Source organism: Macrococcus capreoli, from assembly GCF_025628935.1.
GTDB lineage: Bacteria > Bacillota > Bacilli > Staphylococcales > Staphylococcaceae > Macrococcoides > Macrococcoides capreoli.
In genome coordinates, this window is sequence record NZ_JAOTIS010000002.1 from 81754 (window position 1) to 97686 (window position 15933).

Annotated in this window: 11 protein-coding genes; all 11 read right to left on the reverse strand. The window is 42.6% G+C overall.

Annotation, left to right across the window (positions count from 1 at the left end; translation table 11 throughout):
* Nucleotides 1-9: 9 nt before the first annotated feature.
* Nucleotides 10-6276, reverse strand: coding sequence for a phage tail protein (locus OCL94_RS02050; RefSeq protein WP_262994052.1), 6267 nt, complete (start codon nt 6274-6276; stop codon nt 10-12).
* Nucleotides 6273-7085, reverse strand: a complete 813-nt coding sequence (locus OCL94_RS02055; RefSeq protein ID WP_262994054.1) for a distal tail protein Dit — start codon at nt 7083-7085, stop codon at nt 6273-6275. The genes OCL94_RS02050 and OCL94_RS02055 overlap by 4 nt, the downstream gene beginning before the upstream one ends.
* Nucleotides 7086-7096: 11 nt before the next feature.
* Nucleotides 7097-12157 (reverse strand): phage tail tape measure protein, encoded by a 5061-nt coding sequence (locus tag OCL94_RS02060; RefSeq protein WP_262994055.1) that lies wholly within the window; start codon nt 12155-12157, stop codon nt 7097-7099.
* Nucleotides 12157-12420: a hypothetical protein gene (locus OCL94_RS02065; protein WP_262994057.1), complete on the reverse strand. Its 264-nt coding sequence runs from the start codon at nt 12418-12420 to the stop codon at nt 12157-12159. The genes OCL94_RS02060 and OCL94_RS02065 overlap by 1 nt, the downstream gene beginning before the upstream one ends.
* Before the next feature lie 161 nt (nt 12421-12581).
* Nucleotides 12582-12962, reverse strand: coding sequence for a tail assembly chaperone (locus OCL94_RS02070; protein WP_262994059.1), 381 nt, complete (start codon nt 12960-12962; stop codon nt 12582-12584).
* A 92-nt stretch (nt 12963-13054) separates the two neighbouring features.
* Complete coding sequence (locus OCL94_RS02075) at nt 13055-13561, reverse strand: phage major tail protein, TP901-1 family (protein ID WP_262994061.1); 507 nt, start codon at nt 13559-13561, stop codon at nt 13055-13057.
* Nucleotides 13562-13582: 21 nt separating this feature from the next.
* Nucleotides 13583-14035, reverse strand: a complete 453-nt coding sequence (locus tag OCL94_RS02080) for a hypothetical protein (protein WP_262994063.1) — start codon at nt 14033-14035, stop codon at nt 13583-13585.
* Nucleotides 14029-14394, reverse strand: a complete 366-nt coding sequence (locus tag OCL94_RS02085) for a hypothetical protein (protein ID WP_262994065.1) — start codon at nt 14392-14394, stop codon at nt 14029-14031. The genes OCL94_RS02080 and OCL94_RS02085 overlap by 7 nt, the downstream gene beginning before the upstream one ends.
* Nucleotides 14391-14786: a hypothetical protein gene (locus OCL94_RS02090; RefSeq protein ID WP_262994066.1), complete on the reverse strand. Its 396-nt coding sequence runs from the start codon at nt 14784-14786 to the stop codon at nt 14391-14393. Before OCL94_RS02090 ends, OCL94_RS02085 begins: the two co-directional genes overlap by 4 nt.
* On the reverse strand, nt 14786-15583 hold the full coding sequence (locus tag OCL94_RS02095; protein WP_262994068.1) for a hypothetical protein: 798 nt from the start codon (nt 15581-15583) through the stop codon (nt 14786-14788). Before OCL94_RS02095 ends, OCL94_RS02090 begins: the two co-directional genes overlap by 1 nt.
* On the reverse strand, nt 15564-15932 hold the full coding sequence (locus OCL94_RS02100) for a hypothetical protein (RefSeq protein ID WP_262994070.1): 369 nt from the start codon (nt 15930-15932) through the stop codon (nt 15564-15566). Before OCL94_RS02100 ends, OCL94_RS02095 begins: the two co-directional genes overlap by 20 nt.
* Nucleotide 15933 lies beyond the last annotated feature (1 nt).

The window sequence follows — 15933 nt, forward strand, 5'->3', positions numbered from 1 at the left end:
CTCCTTTAATTAAATCTTACCTAAGTAACCGCCTGTATCGGTGATTAAGTAGATACCTTCGTTCGATCGAAACTGTAACGCAGTTTGTCCGTATCGAATCGTAGGGAATCCGTTTATCGTCGTAAATTCTAACTCGTTAACGAATTTAGTATTAACTGAATCCGCTTTGTTATTCGGATCTCCGACGTTCTTCGTATATACATACGATAGTTTCTCGTTCTCTTTACCTAATACGTAGTTATAAAGGTTAGTACCTTCGCCGTAGAAGTATCGAGTAGAACCGTAACCTGCCGACGCTAAATGCATTACCCATCGCGCGTTTTCGCCTAATGTTTTCGCACCGTTCGCGCCGAAACGCATTATATCGCCCGAGGCTAAGAGTCTTCTACCGCTACCTAACGCCGTAATCCCCGTCCATGACGCATGATCCACGTTGATGTATCCGAATTCTGACGTCCCAATAAACGCTTGCACGTCCTTGCTATCAGCGCTTCCTTGCTTCATATAAACTCCGGCAGAAGATGTACCGTTAGAGTAACGCAACTGATTTTTCTCCGAATGGAAATAGATCGAAGCATCGTTGTAGTAATCGGTTACTCCCGTATTTAAATTCTGATAATAGCTGCCTTCGATTGAGCGTAATATTCCGCCGTTAATTCTGTCTGCCGAAATCTCAATCGATTTAATATCGCGAATGAACGCAGACTTAGCCGTTAATCTACTTACTAACGCGTCAGTTGCGAATATCTTATCGATTAACGCTAAATCAGACGAAAGATGTGTCGATGTGATAACGTTTGCTTTAAGTATTAACGAAGATATTTCGCCAATATTAGCACGAGTAGCGTCCATCGATTTCGTCTTAATTGAGTCAATAAACGCAGTATTCGCCATTAGCTTATCTATGTATGCTTGATCGACTAACATTTTATCTGCGGTTACTGCACCGGAAGCAATAGCGTTTGAAGTTATACTGCCTGCCGTAATTACGTTCGCCTTAAGCCACGCTACGTCAGCGTGTACTGCTTCGATAGACTTCGCTTTAATCGAGTCAATAAACGCAGTATTCGCGATTAATGCGTTCGTGAGGATGTCTCCCGTATTTAACTTCGTTATTAACGCAGTATCAACTTTCAACGCGGTAGAAGTAATAGAATCCGCAGTAATAACGTTAGCCTTTAACCACGCAATATCCGCCCTTACCGCAGTAACTGCGTTCGACTTAATAGCGTTAATCATCGCAGTATCAGCGACGAGCATATTAGTAAGTATTGCGTTAGTGTTAAGTTTGTTGATTAGCGCAGTATCCACTTTTAAGGCGGTTGATGTAATGCTATCAGCAGTAATAACGTTAGACTTAAGCCATGCTATATCCGCCCTAACCGCCGTCACCGCATTAGATTTAATCGAGTTAATCATAGCAGTATCAGCCGTTAAGTAATTCGTAAGAATAGCGTTAGTATTCAGCTTATTAATCAAAGCCGTATCAACTTTAATCGCAGTCGAACTAATCGTATCAGCAGTTAACATGTTCGTTCGAATCGTTGCGATATTAGCGTTTACTGCATTAATTGATAACGTCTGAATATCTCCTGCGACTTGCATATCAGCAGAAATACGCATGACACGTGTAATTATGTCAACGTTCGACGGCGTTACAGATATAGCACTCGCCATTTCAGTACCGCTAACTTTTTTACTACCAATCATTACGCCGTCGCTTTGTACGATAACCGCACTTTGCTTAACGTAATCTTTAGCGACTGTATCAGCTTGTAATTTCGCGCTATCTGCCGTTTGCGAGATTTCTGACATTTTGTTTTCGGCGTCTTCTAGCGCTGGAACGAATGACGATGGCGCTAATGTTCCTTTCACAAGCATAGGTTCAGCAATATAAATAGACGAAGCCGTTTCGTTTCGTTCGAGTGATAACTCGACACAGTCGATTAACTTTCCGTTAGCAAACGACGTAGTAAATTTAACGAGTTGCCACGTTGTCCCGATTGACATTCCTGCGTTACCAACCGTGCCACCTAAAGTAGTACCTTGTGATAAGCCTAGATACGAAATATTCGTTTGTTCGTCTGCCTTCATCCATGCAACGAATGTGTAATTTTCGGGAATTGAAAGCGTTGCGCTTAACGGCATCTTAAGTATCGAATACGGAACTGTCGTGCCATTGACCGGCGCAGATGTCGTGAGATTATGCTTTAATACTTTCGTGAATCTTGTATCGTCAACGATTATCTTATTAGCAATGTGACCGCCACCGTTTAAGATAGTCCAAAGATTTAAAGTATTCGATGCGTCTTTAAAGTCTGCTTGTCTAATTAAGTTGCGATTACCTGATTCGATTGCATTTATATCGTTTTGCCACACTTTAGTACTCACGGCATCAATTGCTTGGTCGATTAATGTACCTTTTTGTGTTTTCCACGCACTTAAGCCATCAACCGTACCTTTAACTTGCGTAATCAACGAACTGTTATTGTTAGCGGTCGAAGTAACCGTATTGATTTGCGTTTGCATTTGACCCGTTTTCGAGTCAAAGTCAGTTTTTAACACGCGTTGAGATATTGCAGTAGCGTTGACGTTAATGTCTGATTCAGCTTTCGAAATACGTGCGTCTGTATCCTCGATTGCAGGTTGATAATCGCCCATTTTCGCACCTTTAACAATCATCACTTTTTTATCAGCGATAGTTTGACCGTTTAAAAAGTTGCTTCTGTACGATACTTTCATGTACTTGATGCGACTATCGTTATGTATCGTAAACTTATTACCGCCGTTTTTATTACCGCCAATATCTAACATCCAACCCTTATCGTCGTAATACAATAATTGGGATGTAGCGTAATTACTCAATATCGTATCGTTTGCGCTTACTTCGATAAAGTCACTTGTAACTGAACCGATTTCAGCATTTAACGCACCTGTCGACCAAACCAAACATTTGTCCTTTTGGGCGGTATTGTTAACGAATAAATTACGCGTACCATAATCTAAATTATCGATAGCACCTGTAATATCCGTCTGCCAAACTTTTTGATTAATCGCACTTTGCGTTTGATTAATGATAGCGCCTTTTTCCGTCTGCCAAGTCGTCAATCCATTGATTTGCGAAGTATGTTGCAGTATTGTCTGTGAGTTTCCGTCTACTGTACTTGATACAGTATTTAATCGATTGTTAATAGCACCTGTAGCCGTATTAATGTCAGTGTTCCATATCTTTTGATTAATAGCGTCTGCGGTCTGTTGAATCGTCGTACCTTTCGCAATCTGCCATTCCTCGATTTTGTCAATGTCACCATTGATTACTGCGATAGTTTGCTTATTTTCGTTTGCCGTCGAAGTAGCCGTGTTAATCTGCGTTTGCATTTGACCCGTTTTCGAGTCAAAGTCAGTTTTTAACACGCGTTTTGCGATTTCTTCGGCGTTTATCATGATGTCAGCTGTGTTCTTCGTAATCTTACCTTCTAAATCTTCCGGCGCTTGTGAATACGGTGTTGCTTTCGCACCTTTTTCAATTTTGATGTTATCAATCGTAAATTTATCGCCGTTGTTTGTGTTATAAAACGTTAACGTCCACGCGCTACCCGGTGTTCTTGTCGGCGCTTTTAACGTTGTCGTATAGCTTAATCTTTGTTTAGTAGTACCGATATTATTCCACGTCTTTTGACCTAAACTAACGTTAATTTGACCGTTTGAGTCGTAAATCTGAAATATTGTTCCTGTCGTCATTTGAATATCAAAAGATACTGTAATGACGTCACCAATTGCTACCTTACTGCTTACGCTCGTAATATCGATTTGATGTAACTGTACGTAACTACCCCACGTCTTATCGATGTCTTTGTTCATCGTTGCCGATTTCTCGAGTAAGTTACGATTTTCGAAAGTTAGCCCACCGATTGCATCCGTCAATTCCGTTTTAGTCGCTTTCAACGTAATCTGATTATTTAACGTAGATATGTCAGTAGTGTGTCCTGCGACCGTATTTTTCACGCTCGAAATGTCGCCCGAGTTTTTTAGTATGTCCGATTTAATTGGTACAAGTTGTCCATTGATGTCCGTAAATTGCGTATTCAGCGTACCGATGTCGCCAACTAGACCATTTACACGCACATCTGTCGCGTCCATTCGTTTAGTCGCGTCACCTAAGGCGGTATTAAGCGTACTTATATTATTATCTGCGTCTTGCTTATTCGCATTCATCGTTTGAGTTAGTGCAGTCTTAGCCGTATCTACTTTCACTTGTGCTTGCGTGACTGCATTATTGTAACTGTTTGTGATGTCAGTTGACAGTGACGTTTTAGCGTTGTTTATGTCAGTCGCGACTTTCGTTTGTAATTCGCTAGCTTTAGTGTCTGCGTATTTTGTTGCGTTCGTATATGACGTGTTGATGTCGTTAGTTAGCGTTGTCTTTGCAGTATTAATATCGTTTGATACTTCTGTTTTGAGTGCGGTCGCTTTATCGTCTGCATACTTAGTAGCGTTTGCATAGCTTTGCGTTATATCCTCGGATAACTCACTTCTAGCTGCGTCTATTTCTCCGTTAAGGCGCAGTTCCATTTCGAACGCTGCATCTTCTGCGTCTTCTTGCGCTCTTAGTAGCGATACGTCGATCGATTCCATGAAGTCTTCTTGCGCACTATCGATTGTTACGTTCATATCTTCTGCAAACGCGTCTAAAGCTACCTGCGCTTCTTCTAACGCTATTTCGAAGTCAGTCTTAAGCGACTCTTCTTGATCGGCAAACTTAACGTCGAAGTCGAGTTTTAAATCGTATAAACCGTCTTTTGTCGCTTTCTTAACCGACTTTAATTCGCCAACAAATTCTTTCATTTTATCGTCTTCGCGCATGAATTCTAAGTCACCGAATTCAATCGTACGCAATTCCGTTAATAAATTGTCCTTCGCTTTAGCAACGCGAATAGGTTCTTTCTTGTTGATGTCTTCGTATATAACATATACTGTATCGCCTAAGTCAACTACGTCACCGTCGATTACTTCCGCAGTAAATACGGCTTTAGGACGGTTATTCTGCGTTAACCATTCGTACGCTTTTTGAATAAGTATCTTCGGGTCTTCTACGTCTTCAAATACAACGACTTTAACCTTCGGAACTGCTTTACCGGTTGAGTCACGATAACCAAACGCATCTGTCGTGATAGGATCGACTAATACTCGTGTACCCGCCGCTTTATCTAACGGATTAGTCGGCTTAGCCCATACAACGCTTGCATAGTTTACTCGACGCTTCATATCCTCACGCGTCTGCTCCGTTACAACTTTTACTACCGATTCTACCGGTTTCTTTGGATAAGCCGGTAACTTAGGAGCAAGAGGTTTAGGCGGTGCTTTAGGATACGGAGGTTTCTTTGGAACGGTTAATTTCGATTTCTTAGTCGTCTTTCTTATCGCAATAATACGGGCACGTTCTGCGCGCCACGCCTTTACGTCTGCGTCGTATTGCGCTAATACTGCTTTACGTGAAGTGTCGTACGCAGTCCTTGCAGCTTTATACGAAGCATTTAACGTATCACGTTGCTTACGGACTGCTTCACGATCTTTTTCGTATTGCTCCGCAGCTTTACGTTTATCAATTTCGTCTTGGTCTGCACCTAGTCCGATAACTGCCGTGTATACTTCTCCGTAGTCTTCTTCGCTTTTAATCTTTAATACGTTAGTACCGTATACATAGCGTTTATTTGTATCTTTACCGATACGCTTCTTAACCGAATAGTTCTTGCCTGTTACACTTAAACCGTCGAAGTCGAGCCATATATCCATTTCGTAACCAAACGTTTCGATAAGTTTCTTACGCGCAGCTAATAACGAAACGTCGTAGAAGGACACGTCTAATGCCGGTGAAGGATCGTAGTCTTTCATCGTCCATCCTATTTCACAGAATAATAACGGAGCAATGTACGATATTTCACGGTCTAGGAATTTCTTTTCTGCGATAATTCCATACGCCTTAGCTTCGTCAAAAAATATATGTACGCCTTCTATATGTATAGTTCCATCTTCTACATCGACTACAACCGTTCTATGTAATTGGAATCGCCCTTCTAAATCATAGTGACCGATATAAGACGATTTACTGATTTTATCGTAGTAGTTTATCTCCCCTAATTTATCGGTATATTTAACGGGTAAATCAACGGAAAGCGTATATAATCCGTTGACTTCCCTGTTGAATAACGCTGAAAGGCAATGATTACGCCTTACCGTTCCTATTAACTTTTTGCTTTTATCGAATAGATAAATCATAATTTCGCCCCTCTATACGTTAATGAGATACTGCTTGGCGCAGGACTCGTCCATAGTACGTCATTATTCGATACTTTTAACGTATCAAAATCCGAATACTTTACCTGTAATCCCGCAATCTTATTCTCGCCACCGATACTTCCGATAAAATCTTGCATCTGATTTATACGAATAGTAGGCGATACTGCCATCCCTTTAAACACGATTTTCTTACCGGTATTGTTATTAACTAGCGTAAAGTCACTCGCTTCTGCAATCGAAGCAAACGTAATATCTATATATGTCGGCATAATCGGGAATGACGTTTCAATCGCCATTGGACTTGCCGTCGAATATGTCAACGTTTTTGAGTCCGTATACTTAAACGGGTCTAAACACGTAAACTCAATTTCGATAATCTGCGTATTAGACTGCTCTCCGTCATCCTCTACACGTACGCAATATCCGTAGTATGTGTACGACATATCATCGGTAAACTTAAGCGATATTAAGTCGGTTAAACCTAATAAGCCGTTTAATGCCGACATCCCTTCGCGATAAGCCTCGTTTGTTGCCGCTTTAACTAACGCTTTAATAACTATCTTGCGGTCTTTTAAGCGTCTTTCCCTAAATACACTTCCGTGACGTTTCGTTACTTCCGTACCTTCTACGTTATACTCAACCGCGCCTCTTCCCGAAACAGATAAAGTCGTGAACGTAAATGAACTCGTCTTTAAATACGTTTCTAACTCTTTGCCTCCGATAATAGATCGGATAGAAAGCGATGTACTTGTCGCTCCCTGTCCGAAATCTCTAAATTGATACGCCATGCAATCGCCTCCTATGCCTCGAATCTACTTCGAAGATTTAATCTTTTCGTATTAGCATCGTGAATATTTTCGCTAAACGTTCTAAATTCTTGTCCGCCAATTCCTACGTTTATATACGCAGGCTGCTTACTCGACATTTCAACTTTATTAACGGTTGATAACGTTGTAGCAAGACTGCGTTTAGACTCTCCGCCTAATGCATCGGACGATAAATCTAACGGAGATAATCCCGTATTTGCACGATTAGCTGCGGATATTGCCGAGTTAACCATCGTTTTAGCCGCATTAGCAGCGTCACTAGCTTTATCCGTAATTGCTAAGGCGAATCCGTCACCGAAGTCTCCGCCGAGTGCTATCGTTTCTTTGGCCGGTGAGTTAGAACGCTGTGCCGATTTAACTGCGTTTAAGGCCGCTCTTGCAAGCGATGCTGCTGCTTCTATAGCAGCGCCTATAAACGATCTAATACCGTTTACGAAACCGCTACCGAAGTCTTGCCCGAGTCCGTACGTATTACTGTTCGAAGACAACCCACTTCTACCTGCGCTAGATACGCTGCTACCGGCACTACGAGCATTACCGGTCTGTCCTTGTACTCCGCTTACGTACATACTACCGGCTTTGTGACCGCCTCTACCGTCTGTAGACGATCCTAACGTAGTTTCAACCGCATTCTTATTCGAACTTGCTGCGCTTCTACTTGCGCCTGTCTTACTATTTAAATCGCTAGAGAACTTAACTCCGGCCTTAGTACCGCCTCCGCCGTCAGTCGTTGATCCTAACGTTTTTTCCGTAGTAGACTTATGACTGTTTGCTGCCGAGTTAGTATTCGGTACTTTAGCCGCTAAATCTCCGGCCATCTTTGCACCGGCTTTAGCGCCTCCGCCTCCATCCGTTGTGCTTCCGAGGTTGTTCTCAACTCCGGCTTTCATTTCGGCTGCATGCGCAGTTGCCGGAGCAAAGAACGAAGTTAATCCCGCTAAGAAGCTATTACCGGCTTTATTACCACCATTACCGTCCGTCGTATTCCCTAATTCGGTTTCAACAGTATTCGATATTAATGCCGCCTGTGCTAGCGGATTCATCATATTCGTTGCTAATCCCGTTGTTAAATCGGTCATAGCTTTCTGTCCGCCTAAGCCGTCTGTAGTGCCGGCTAATGCTTGCTCGACCGATGTCTTAGCTTGTACGGCTGCTCCCGCAGGAACGCCTTCTAATGCAGTAATACCGCTACCAAACGACGTCATAGCGTTCTGTCCGCCCGGCATTGCATTTGTACCGAATAATAACTGCTCAATTTCGGCTTTAGATTGTTGCGCTTTAGCCATTGGATCGGCTTTACCGATGTCTAATCCTATACCAAACGATTGCATAGTCGAAGTGCCTTCCGCAGTTAAATCGCCTTTAGCGCTTTCTTTAAGTAACTGCTTAACGCCCATCATAAACGTATCAACCGAATACTTACCGCTTTCTAATCCGGCAACTAACGTATCTAGCGTTACTTTACCTTCGCTCATTAAGTCCGTTTGTGCATTCGCTTTAATACGAGTCTTTAACGCGGCCATAACTTGGTCTGCGCTAAGTAAGCCCGATTCTAAACCGGCTTTCATCGTCTGCATCGTACTAGAACCTTCTGACGTTAAATCGGTTAATGAGGCCGACTTTAATTGCGTTTGGAAGAACGTCATTAATTCGACTGCACCGTATTGCCCCGATTTTAGTCCGGAAACAAACGATTGAACGGTTACTTGCCCTGCGTCACCTAAATCGACTTTCATTCCCGATTTAAGCGATAAGCCTAATTCACCGGCAATACTCGTTAAGTTTGCGCCTTTAGCACGGAATCCTTGAATAAACGAGTTAACTTGCTTCTCGCCTTCTGCGGATAACGAGCCTTCGCCTAGTCTTGCGCGCATAGCGTTTACTTGTGCAATAGCCGCTTGCTCGACCGATATTTTACCGGACTGTACGCCTTTAATGAATTCGTCAACCTTCATCTTACCTGCGCTACCTAAATCGACCATTTTAACGCCATTTTCGATAGAAGATACGAAGCCTTCTCCCATCGCTTGTGCAGCCGCCTTACTACCTGTCTTAACGATGTCAAACGCTTCATTTAACGTTGTAACTTTGTCTGCTGCGGCAAGGTATGCGCTAGATACTCCTTCTGCGGTGTTCTTCGAATCTTTCATCGCATTAGCAGCGTCTTTAGCCGCTTGTGATAACGACTTCTGACTAACCATTAAGCCTTCGGTTTGTGCACCATACTTATCTAACGTTGCATTATACGCACCTGCTTCGTTCTTAGACGTTTTAAGTACGTCTAGTTGCTCTTTCTGTTTGTCCGTTAAATCTTTCGTAGCACTAGCGCTCTTTTGTAACTTCTGCGCTTCTTGTTCGTAAATGTCTAAGTTACCGAGTAATGCAGTCGCATTCTGATCGTATTCACGGCGTAATGAAGAAAGGTGTAGCGCTTTTTCTTTATCGTTTAAAGAAGACGCTTTAATAATATTGGACTGCTTTTCGAAGCCTTTCGTTAATTCGCCCATCGCTTGTGCCGTTTCTTTCGCATAACTCGTTAAGTTACTTTGAACCGTCTTAAGCGAGGTATTCTCGTCAAATGATTTAAATGCGTCACTTAAACGTCCCATCTCGTCGATGTTTTTCGATACATGCGTAGAATAGAGTTTATCTAATCCTGCGAACATATTCGAAATAGTACCGTACTCTTGCGAAGATAACTGTCTACGTTCGTCATATGCGCTAGATAATACTTTAGTAATCGTTGCCTGCGCATTAGCAGCTAAGTTACGCTGCTCTTCGAAGTGTGCTTTAATTTCGGATACTGACGCCTTTAACGCTTCTTTTTCTGCGCCTGTCGCCGACTGTACTAAACGTTTATTAATCGCAAGAATCTGATCCTCTTTCGCATTAATTGCGCTTATTACTTCGTTAGTTAATGCGTCTACTTCCTTAAGTATCTCCGCTTTCGTCATTCGTGCTTCTTCGGCAGAACGTATACGGATGTCCGTCATTGCATTACCGATTTTATCCTTCATAGCGATAAACTTCTCGGCTTTGCCTTCTGTTGCGTTGTCTAATCCCGACAATGCTTTATCTATCTCGGATTTACCGATACCTAAATCGTCAGCTAGCTTTTTGACCGCAAGTCCTATAATCGCTAAACCGCCTGCGACGCCGACTACTACTGCGCCTCCTGCACCGAACATCATGAACGCTGCACCTGCGGCTGCAAGTACTCCGGTTACAGTTGCAATGCCTGTCGCCGCATCAACGAAGGACTGACCGAATTTCGTTATTTTGCCTTCAGCGTCGAAAAACTTATTCGTCAATTTTTCTAAATCGTCAATAATATTCTTTATCCACGCCATTGAACCGCCATCAGCTTTTGCGAATGCTCCACCGATATTTGCAGCGATATTCTGAATACCGTTCCAAACCATCTTCACTTGCGAACCAAACGTTTCGTATCGTTTAGACGATTCGTTTAATAAGGCAGTATTCGTTTCCCACTCTTGATTGGCCGTTCTTTGTGCGCTTGATAACTCGTCAGATGCGCCTACTAAACGTTTCATAACGTCTAATTGTCTAATCTCGTTAATGCCTAAATCACGCAATGTCTTATCTAAGTTTCCGCCCGATGCTTTTACCTTTTCGAGTCCTTCGACCATCTTGATTAAACCGCCGTAAGCGTCTTCCTTAAATAGCTTTTGCACTTTTTCTATGCTCATGCCCATAACTTCTGCCCACTTCTGACCTTGATCCGTACCTTCGGCGATAGCAGACGCAGTTTTCGACATGATAGTCGAGATAGCCGATCCACCCATCTCCGCACGTACACCTAAGTCAGATAACGAAGTTGCTAACGCTACAACGTCAGCTTCGGACATATCTAACGCTTTACCCATACCGGCAATACGCATACCCATGTTAACGATGTCTTGCTCGGTAGCGGCCGATACGTTACCCATCTTAACGATAGTAGAACCGAATCTATCTACGTCACTACCCGCAGTACCCATAATATTCATCATACGGGCTAAGGCGTTTGCTGCGTCTTCTGACGCTAAGTTAGTAGACGTTCCCATACGTATCATCGTATCGGTAAATTTCGTAATGTCTTGATTCTTAACGCCTAACTGCGCTGCTGCTTCGGCAACGTTCGCAATCTCTTTATAACCGGCCGGCATACTACGTGACATTTCACGGAATGCTAAATCGAACTTTCGTAATTCTCTTGCGCTTGCATCGGTAGTCTTCGCTACTCCGGCTAATGCCGATTCATATTGCGTAAATACATACAATGAACCGCCGATTCCTGCCGCCATTGCTGCGCCAATTCCCATCGCAGTCATCGATACACCGCGACCTATACGGTTAAAACGGTCTAAGTCTCGGGCTGCAAGTGACGCCGCTTTAGACGTATTTGTGAATCCGGTTGCAGCGCTATTAGTACCGCTAGCAGTAGACTCCATAGCCGACCCGGCATTTCTTGCCGACGTAGAAGCGTTATTTAAATGCGTCGCAGAATCCTTACTTGCGTTTGATACATGATCCATGCCGCTTGATAATGTATTTGCGCTAGTAACGACTTGCTCTACAGAACCGTTAAAGGCTCGCGTATTAGATGCTGCATTATTCAACGATTGACCCGTTCTGTTTATCGAGTTTGTAGCTTTATCCGCACCATCTGACGCGTTATGCATCTTAGTTCCTACGCCATCCGCAGAATATCCTAGCGAGTCAAAGCCCGACTTAGCACCGCTTAAGGCTGCGCCTGTTGAGTTTACTCTACGCCCTGTATCGTCTGCTTTATCGCCTAAATCGTGCAGATGTGTCGACGCTTTATCGGCAGAATCGTTAACCTTATTAACGCTATTCGACATACCGTTCATTGCCGCGTCCATACCTTTAGTAGCGTTATTAACCGACGCCATACTGTTGTTTACGGAACGTTGGAACTTATCCATCGCGGCCTCGGCTGCTGCGAATCCTGCAACAAACGCAGTTGCATTCGCCTGCAAGTCAGCGGTTATCGTATATTTAGCCGTCATTAAACGTCCTCCTCTCCTATAGTAATTCCGTTAAGCACACTTTCTGCGAATTCCTTCGACTTTCTAAACGCCTCAACATCTTCAGGATTAACTCGTTTCTTGCCGATGTCAGTACCGTCTAATAACGTCTGCTCGACTTTCTTACGGTCAAATAAGTCTTTAAACGATTTAATAATCGGTTTACCTTTTTCGTCGAACGCTCCCGATAGCGCCGTACAATATGCTTGCGTGTACATCATTTCTAAGTCGTCTATGTATCGCATTGTCGCCCCGTGACGAAGCGCTTTATACTCCGATAGAGTCATTCTGCGAATAGTCATAGGATCGCTAATGCCTAAATATCTGTAACAATCGCTATATAATTCAGCGTATGTAAATCGGTTAGCCTCACGGTTCTCTACCGCAGCTTCCCGAGTATTTTCGTTTACTCTTCGTTCGAAATCGTTTGATTCACTTGAACGAAGATGTGATTGTACAAACCCACATTTTGCAGCGCCTCAATACACGCTTCTGCTAACGGTTGGAATCCGCCTAATTCTACGGCTTTATCTTGAATCGCTTTATTTAAATCTTTCTCCGAGTACTTCTTCGTTTGAACGTCAACTAAGCCCGCTTTAAAGTAATCAACGATTGCTTGCACGCTTACTGCCGTTAATTGACCGAATAAAATTTGAACCCCTAAACCGAATTCTGCGTCTAAGTCTTGCGTAATTTGCTGCTTAAACTTGTACTTAGAATCTAAACTTAGCGCGAAACCGATTCCTAAGTTTAATTCGTATGTTTCGTCTTTAATCGTGATATTCATGTGTTATCCTCCGTTATCGTTTATAATTCGTTAAATAAATCGAAAAGAAAGCGAAGTAGATCATACTACCTCGCTAGTCTAATCGTTGATGCTTACGCTCCTGTTGACGCTAACTTACCGAAGTCATGGAATGCGTATTGAACTGCCGTGAATTGTTCCGGAGTTAACGTAACTTCTCCATCACGCGGAGATAAGTTTACTGCGAATGTAGTAGATAATTCTGTATATCCGTCAGTACCGCTTGAAGTGTTATAGTTCGTTAACTTACCTTGCATATACGTTGCAGGGTATTTACCCGACGAGTTAGCTTCCGTAATGTCAACTTCCCAACATTGAAGCATTTTATCGTTAATATACGAATCTTTTAATAACTGATGCGTAGCGTCATTACGTACTACATACGATGTAATATCTAAAGACGCGTTTTCTGAACCCGTATCCTTAATCGTACCGTCTTTCGTAGCCTCTTCGATTGATTCACGTTCACGAGATAATTCGTGATCCGTTTGAAAGGCTAAACGCAATTTATTTCCGTCAGTAGTAGTATCGTCCATAGCTTGGAAGAATAATACCGTTTTAGTACCTTTAGAAACTGCCATTATTTAATCCCCTTTTTTCGTTTAATTTTCGTTTATTTTTACGTGCGCTAGTTCGACAACGAAGTCAGTATACGAACGCACGTTATTTGTTTCGTCTTCTGCTAAGGTTCCGAATGGAACGGTTAAATCGCTATTTATTCGAGATACACTAAATTGACCGAGAATTTCGCCCTTCTCGTTCATTAACGGAATCGTATGGTATAGCAATACTTCGTTGATAATTCCTTGCGTATCTGCGTGTGACACAACGTCTTTAGCATAATTAGCGATGTTTAAATAGATGTTTTCGGCAACTAAATCGTTTAATTTCGTCTGCTCCGTAAAGCCCGAATTAACTAATTCAATACCGATAAACGCTTCATCTTCGGGAGGGATGTATGATGGATAACGCCATACACACGTTACACCCGTCAGTTCTTCGAGGTATACTCGTAGTCCGATAATGAAGTGCTTGTACGTAATGCGTTCTACCATGCGCTGTCAACCACCCTTTGTAATCGCGGCACAATCTGCATCTCCGCTTGATTGACCGGTATAGTAATGAAATAGCGTTTAGTCTTATGCTCGAAGTTTTGTCGCCAATAGTACGGTACTGCGTCTATATTCGATAAAATCTGCCAATGTAACGATCCTGCATGACTAGCGCTTCCTTGAATGTTCTCACGTAACCAACCCGTATCAACGGGAGCACGTTCTGCTTGCGCTTTAACTGTGTCATACGTTAGCTTACCGAGTTCTTGGTCTACTTCCTGCAATACCGAAGTTACTTTCGACTTACTTATATCTTTTCTTAAGCGGTTAAAGTCACCGCGCATCTTAATCGATATTTTCATGTCGTTCGCTTCCCAACGAATTCATGTCGATTGTATATGCCGATACCTTTCGGGTCTTCCGATAGAACCGAGTACTTATCGCCGTTATGATAGGCGTATACAATACGTTTAGCGTCGATACCGCCTAACTCCTCGACCGAAATACTAAACCATATATCGCCTTCTACTACTTCGGCTTGTTCACGTAATCGTCTTTCAGCAGCAACCCTTGACGTTCTATCTGTAACTACCGATAATACTTTCTTCTTAAGCGTTGGATATTCGATAACGCCTGTTGCTTTGTTTTTTACCCCTACAGAACTACGATACTCTATTTCGATTTCTCTACGTCTATTTGCGATAACCTCACGTCGAGTATCGAACATAAACTGTAAATCCTCTTGCGATAGCATTAATCGCTCACCTCCACGACTTCTAACCACGATGTACATTGCGGATGAGGGAAGTAGATTATTGCGTCAGTCGATTTATAAACGCCTGCACCTTTACCGTACTTGTCCTTATTCGCTAGTTCGTAGCATTTATGCATCTTACGTCTTGGATGTCGTGGGAACGATTCATGAATACGTATCCAATCGTAACCGTTATTAGCAGTCGTTTTACCGAACTGATAACGATACGTATTGTATATCTCCGATTCAATGATCCGTCTCGTAGTCCAATCCGTATCTTTAAACGTATTTCGTACGTTTGAGATAATTGTATTAACATCATCGCCGCCTAAAACGCCTTGACGCACTAACTTGCGAATCTCCGTGTTAATATCCGAAGCAGCAATCTTTGTACGTTGTTCAAGCGTCTTATCTCCGATGATTACCGTCTTAGATAACTCTTTTTCGACGTTTGCAATAAACGGCTTAGAAGCGTCTTCTAGTTCGTTTACAATCGATTCAGCGGTTAATGCCGCTACTTCTTTCATTGCAGCGGTTAAGCCGTCGTATAATACCGACTGATACTCGCGTTCTAATCGGTCTATCTCCGACATAATGAATCGTAGCTTTGTCGTATTAACTGTTGTACGTTTTAGTGTACGTTCTGTACCGTTAGCATTAACTGCCGTAATTGACTCGGACTTAGCGTTAGCGTTAAGAACATCTATTAATACGACACTTAACGCTGCTAATTCGGCTAGAATATCTTCTTGCACCTTTTGATTCGTTTCTTCTACGTTATTCGCTAGTTCGTTCATCTAAGAATCCCGCCCTATTACGCAACATAAAGAAACTGTGTTGACCCGATAACTCTTTATCGTACGCTTTTTTAACGTCTTCCCAAGCGCCGTATAAATCGTTTGCAAAACGTCTGTATTGATCGAATAATCTCGATTTATCTACGGACTCTTCGCCGTCTGCGTATTTAAACGCAATACGTGCTTTCTTAGCATCCTCTAGCGCTAAAAGATAGTCGACATACATACGAATAAGATTCTCTTGCTTTTCGTCGTAGTCTGAATCGATAGAGAAGCCGTTAGTTATAGCGGCTCTTTTTACTATCGATTCTTCTACGTTTAAATCCTCTGAAAGATTCGCTAAGTTCACA

Bases quoted from the DNA above. Each gene is read 5' to 3' on its own strand.
- OCL94_RS02060 (WP_262994055.1), bottom strand. From the start codon at position 12,157: ATGACGGCTAAATATACGATAACCGCTGACTTGCAGGCGAATGCAACT.
- OCL94_RS02050 (WP_262994052.1), bottom strand. From the start codon at position 6,276: ATGATTTATCTATTCGATAAAAGCAAAAAGTTAATAGGAACGGTAAGG.
- OCL94_RS02090 (WP_262994066.1), bottom strand. From the start codon at position 14,786: ATGCTATCGCAAGAGGATTTACAGTTTATGTTCGATACTCGACGTGAG.
- OCL94_RS02065 (WP_262994057.1), bottom strand. From the start codon at position 12,420: ATGCGATACATAGACGACTTAGAAATGATGTACACGCAAGCATATTGT.
- OCL94_RS02085 (WP_262994065.1), bottom strand. From the start codon at position 14,394: ATGAAAATATCGATTAAGATGCGCGGTGACTTTAACCGCTTAAGAAAA.
- OCL94_RS02075 (WP_262994061.1), bottom strand. From the start codon at position 13,561: ATGGCAGTTTCTAAAGGTACTAAAACGGTATTATTCTTCCAAGCTATG.
- OCL94_RS02095 (WP_262994068.1), bottom strand. From the start codon at position 15,583: ATGAACGAACTAGCGAATAACGTAGAAGAAACGAATCAAAAGGTGCAA.
- OCL94_RS02070 (WP_262994059.1), bottom strand. From the start codon at position 12,962: ATGAATATCACGATTAAAGACGAAACATACGAATTAAACTTAGGAATC.
- OCL94_RS02055 (WP_262994054.1), bottom strand. From the start codon at position 7,085: ATGGCGTATCAATTTAGAGATTTCGGACAGGGAGCGACAAGTACATCG.
- OCL94_RS02080 (WP_262994063.1), bottom strand. From the start codon at position 14,035: ATGGTAGAACGCATTACGTACAAGCACTTCATTATCGGACTACGAGTA.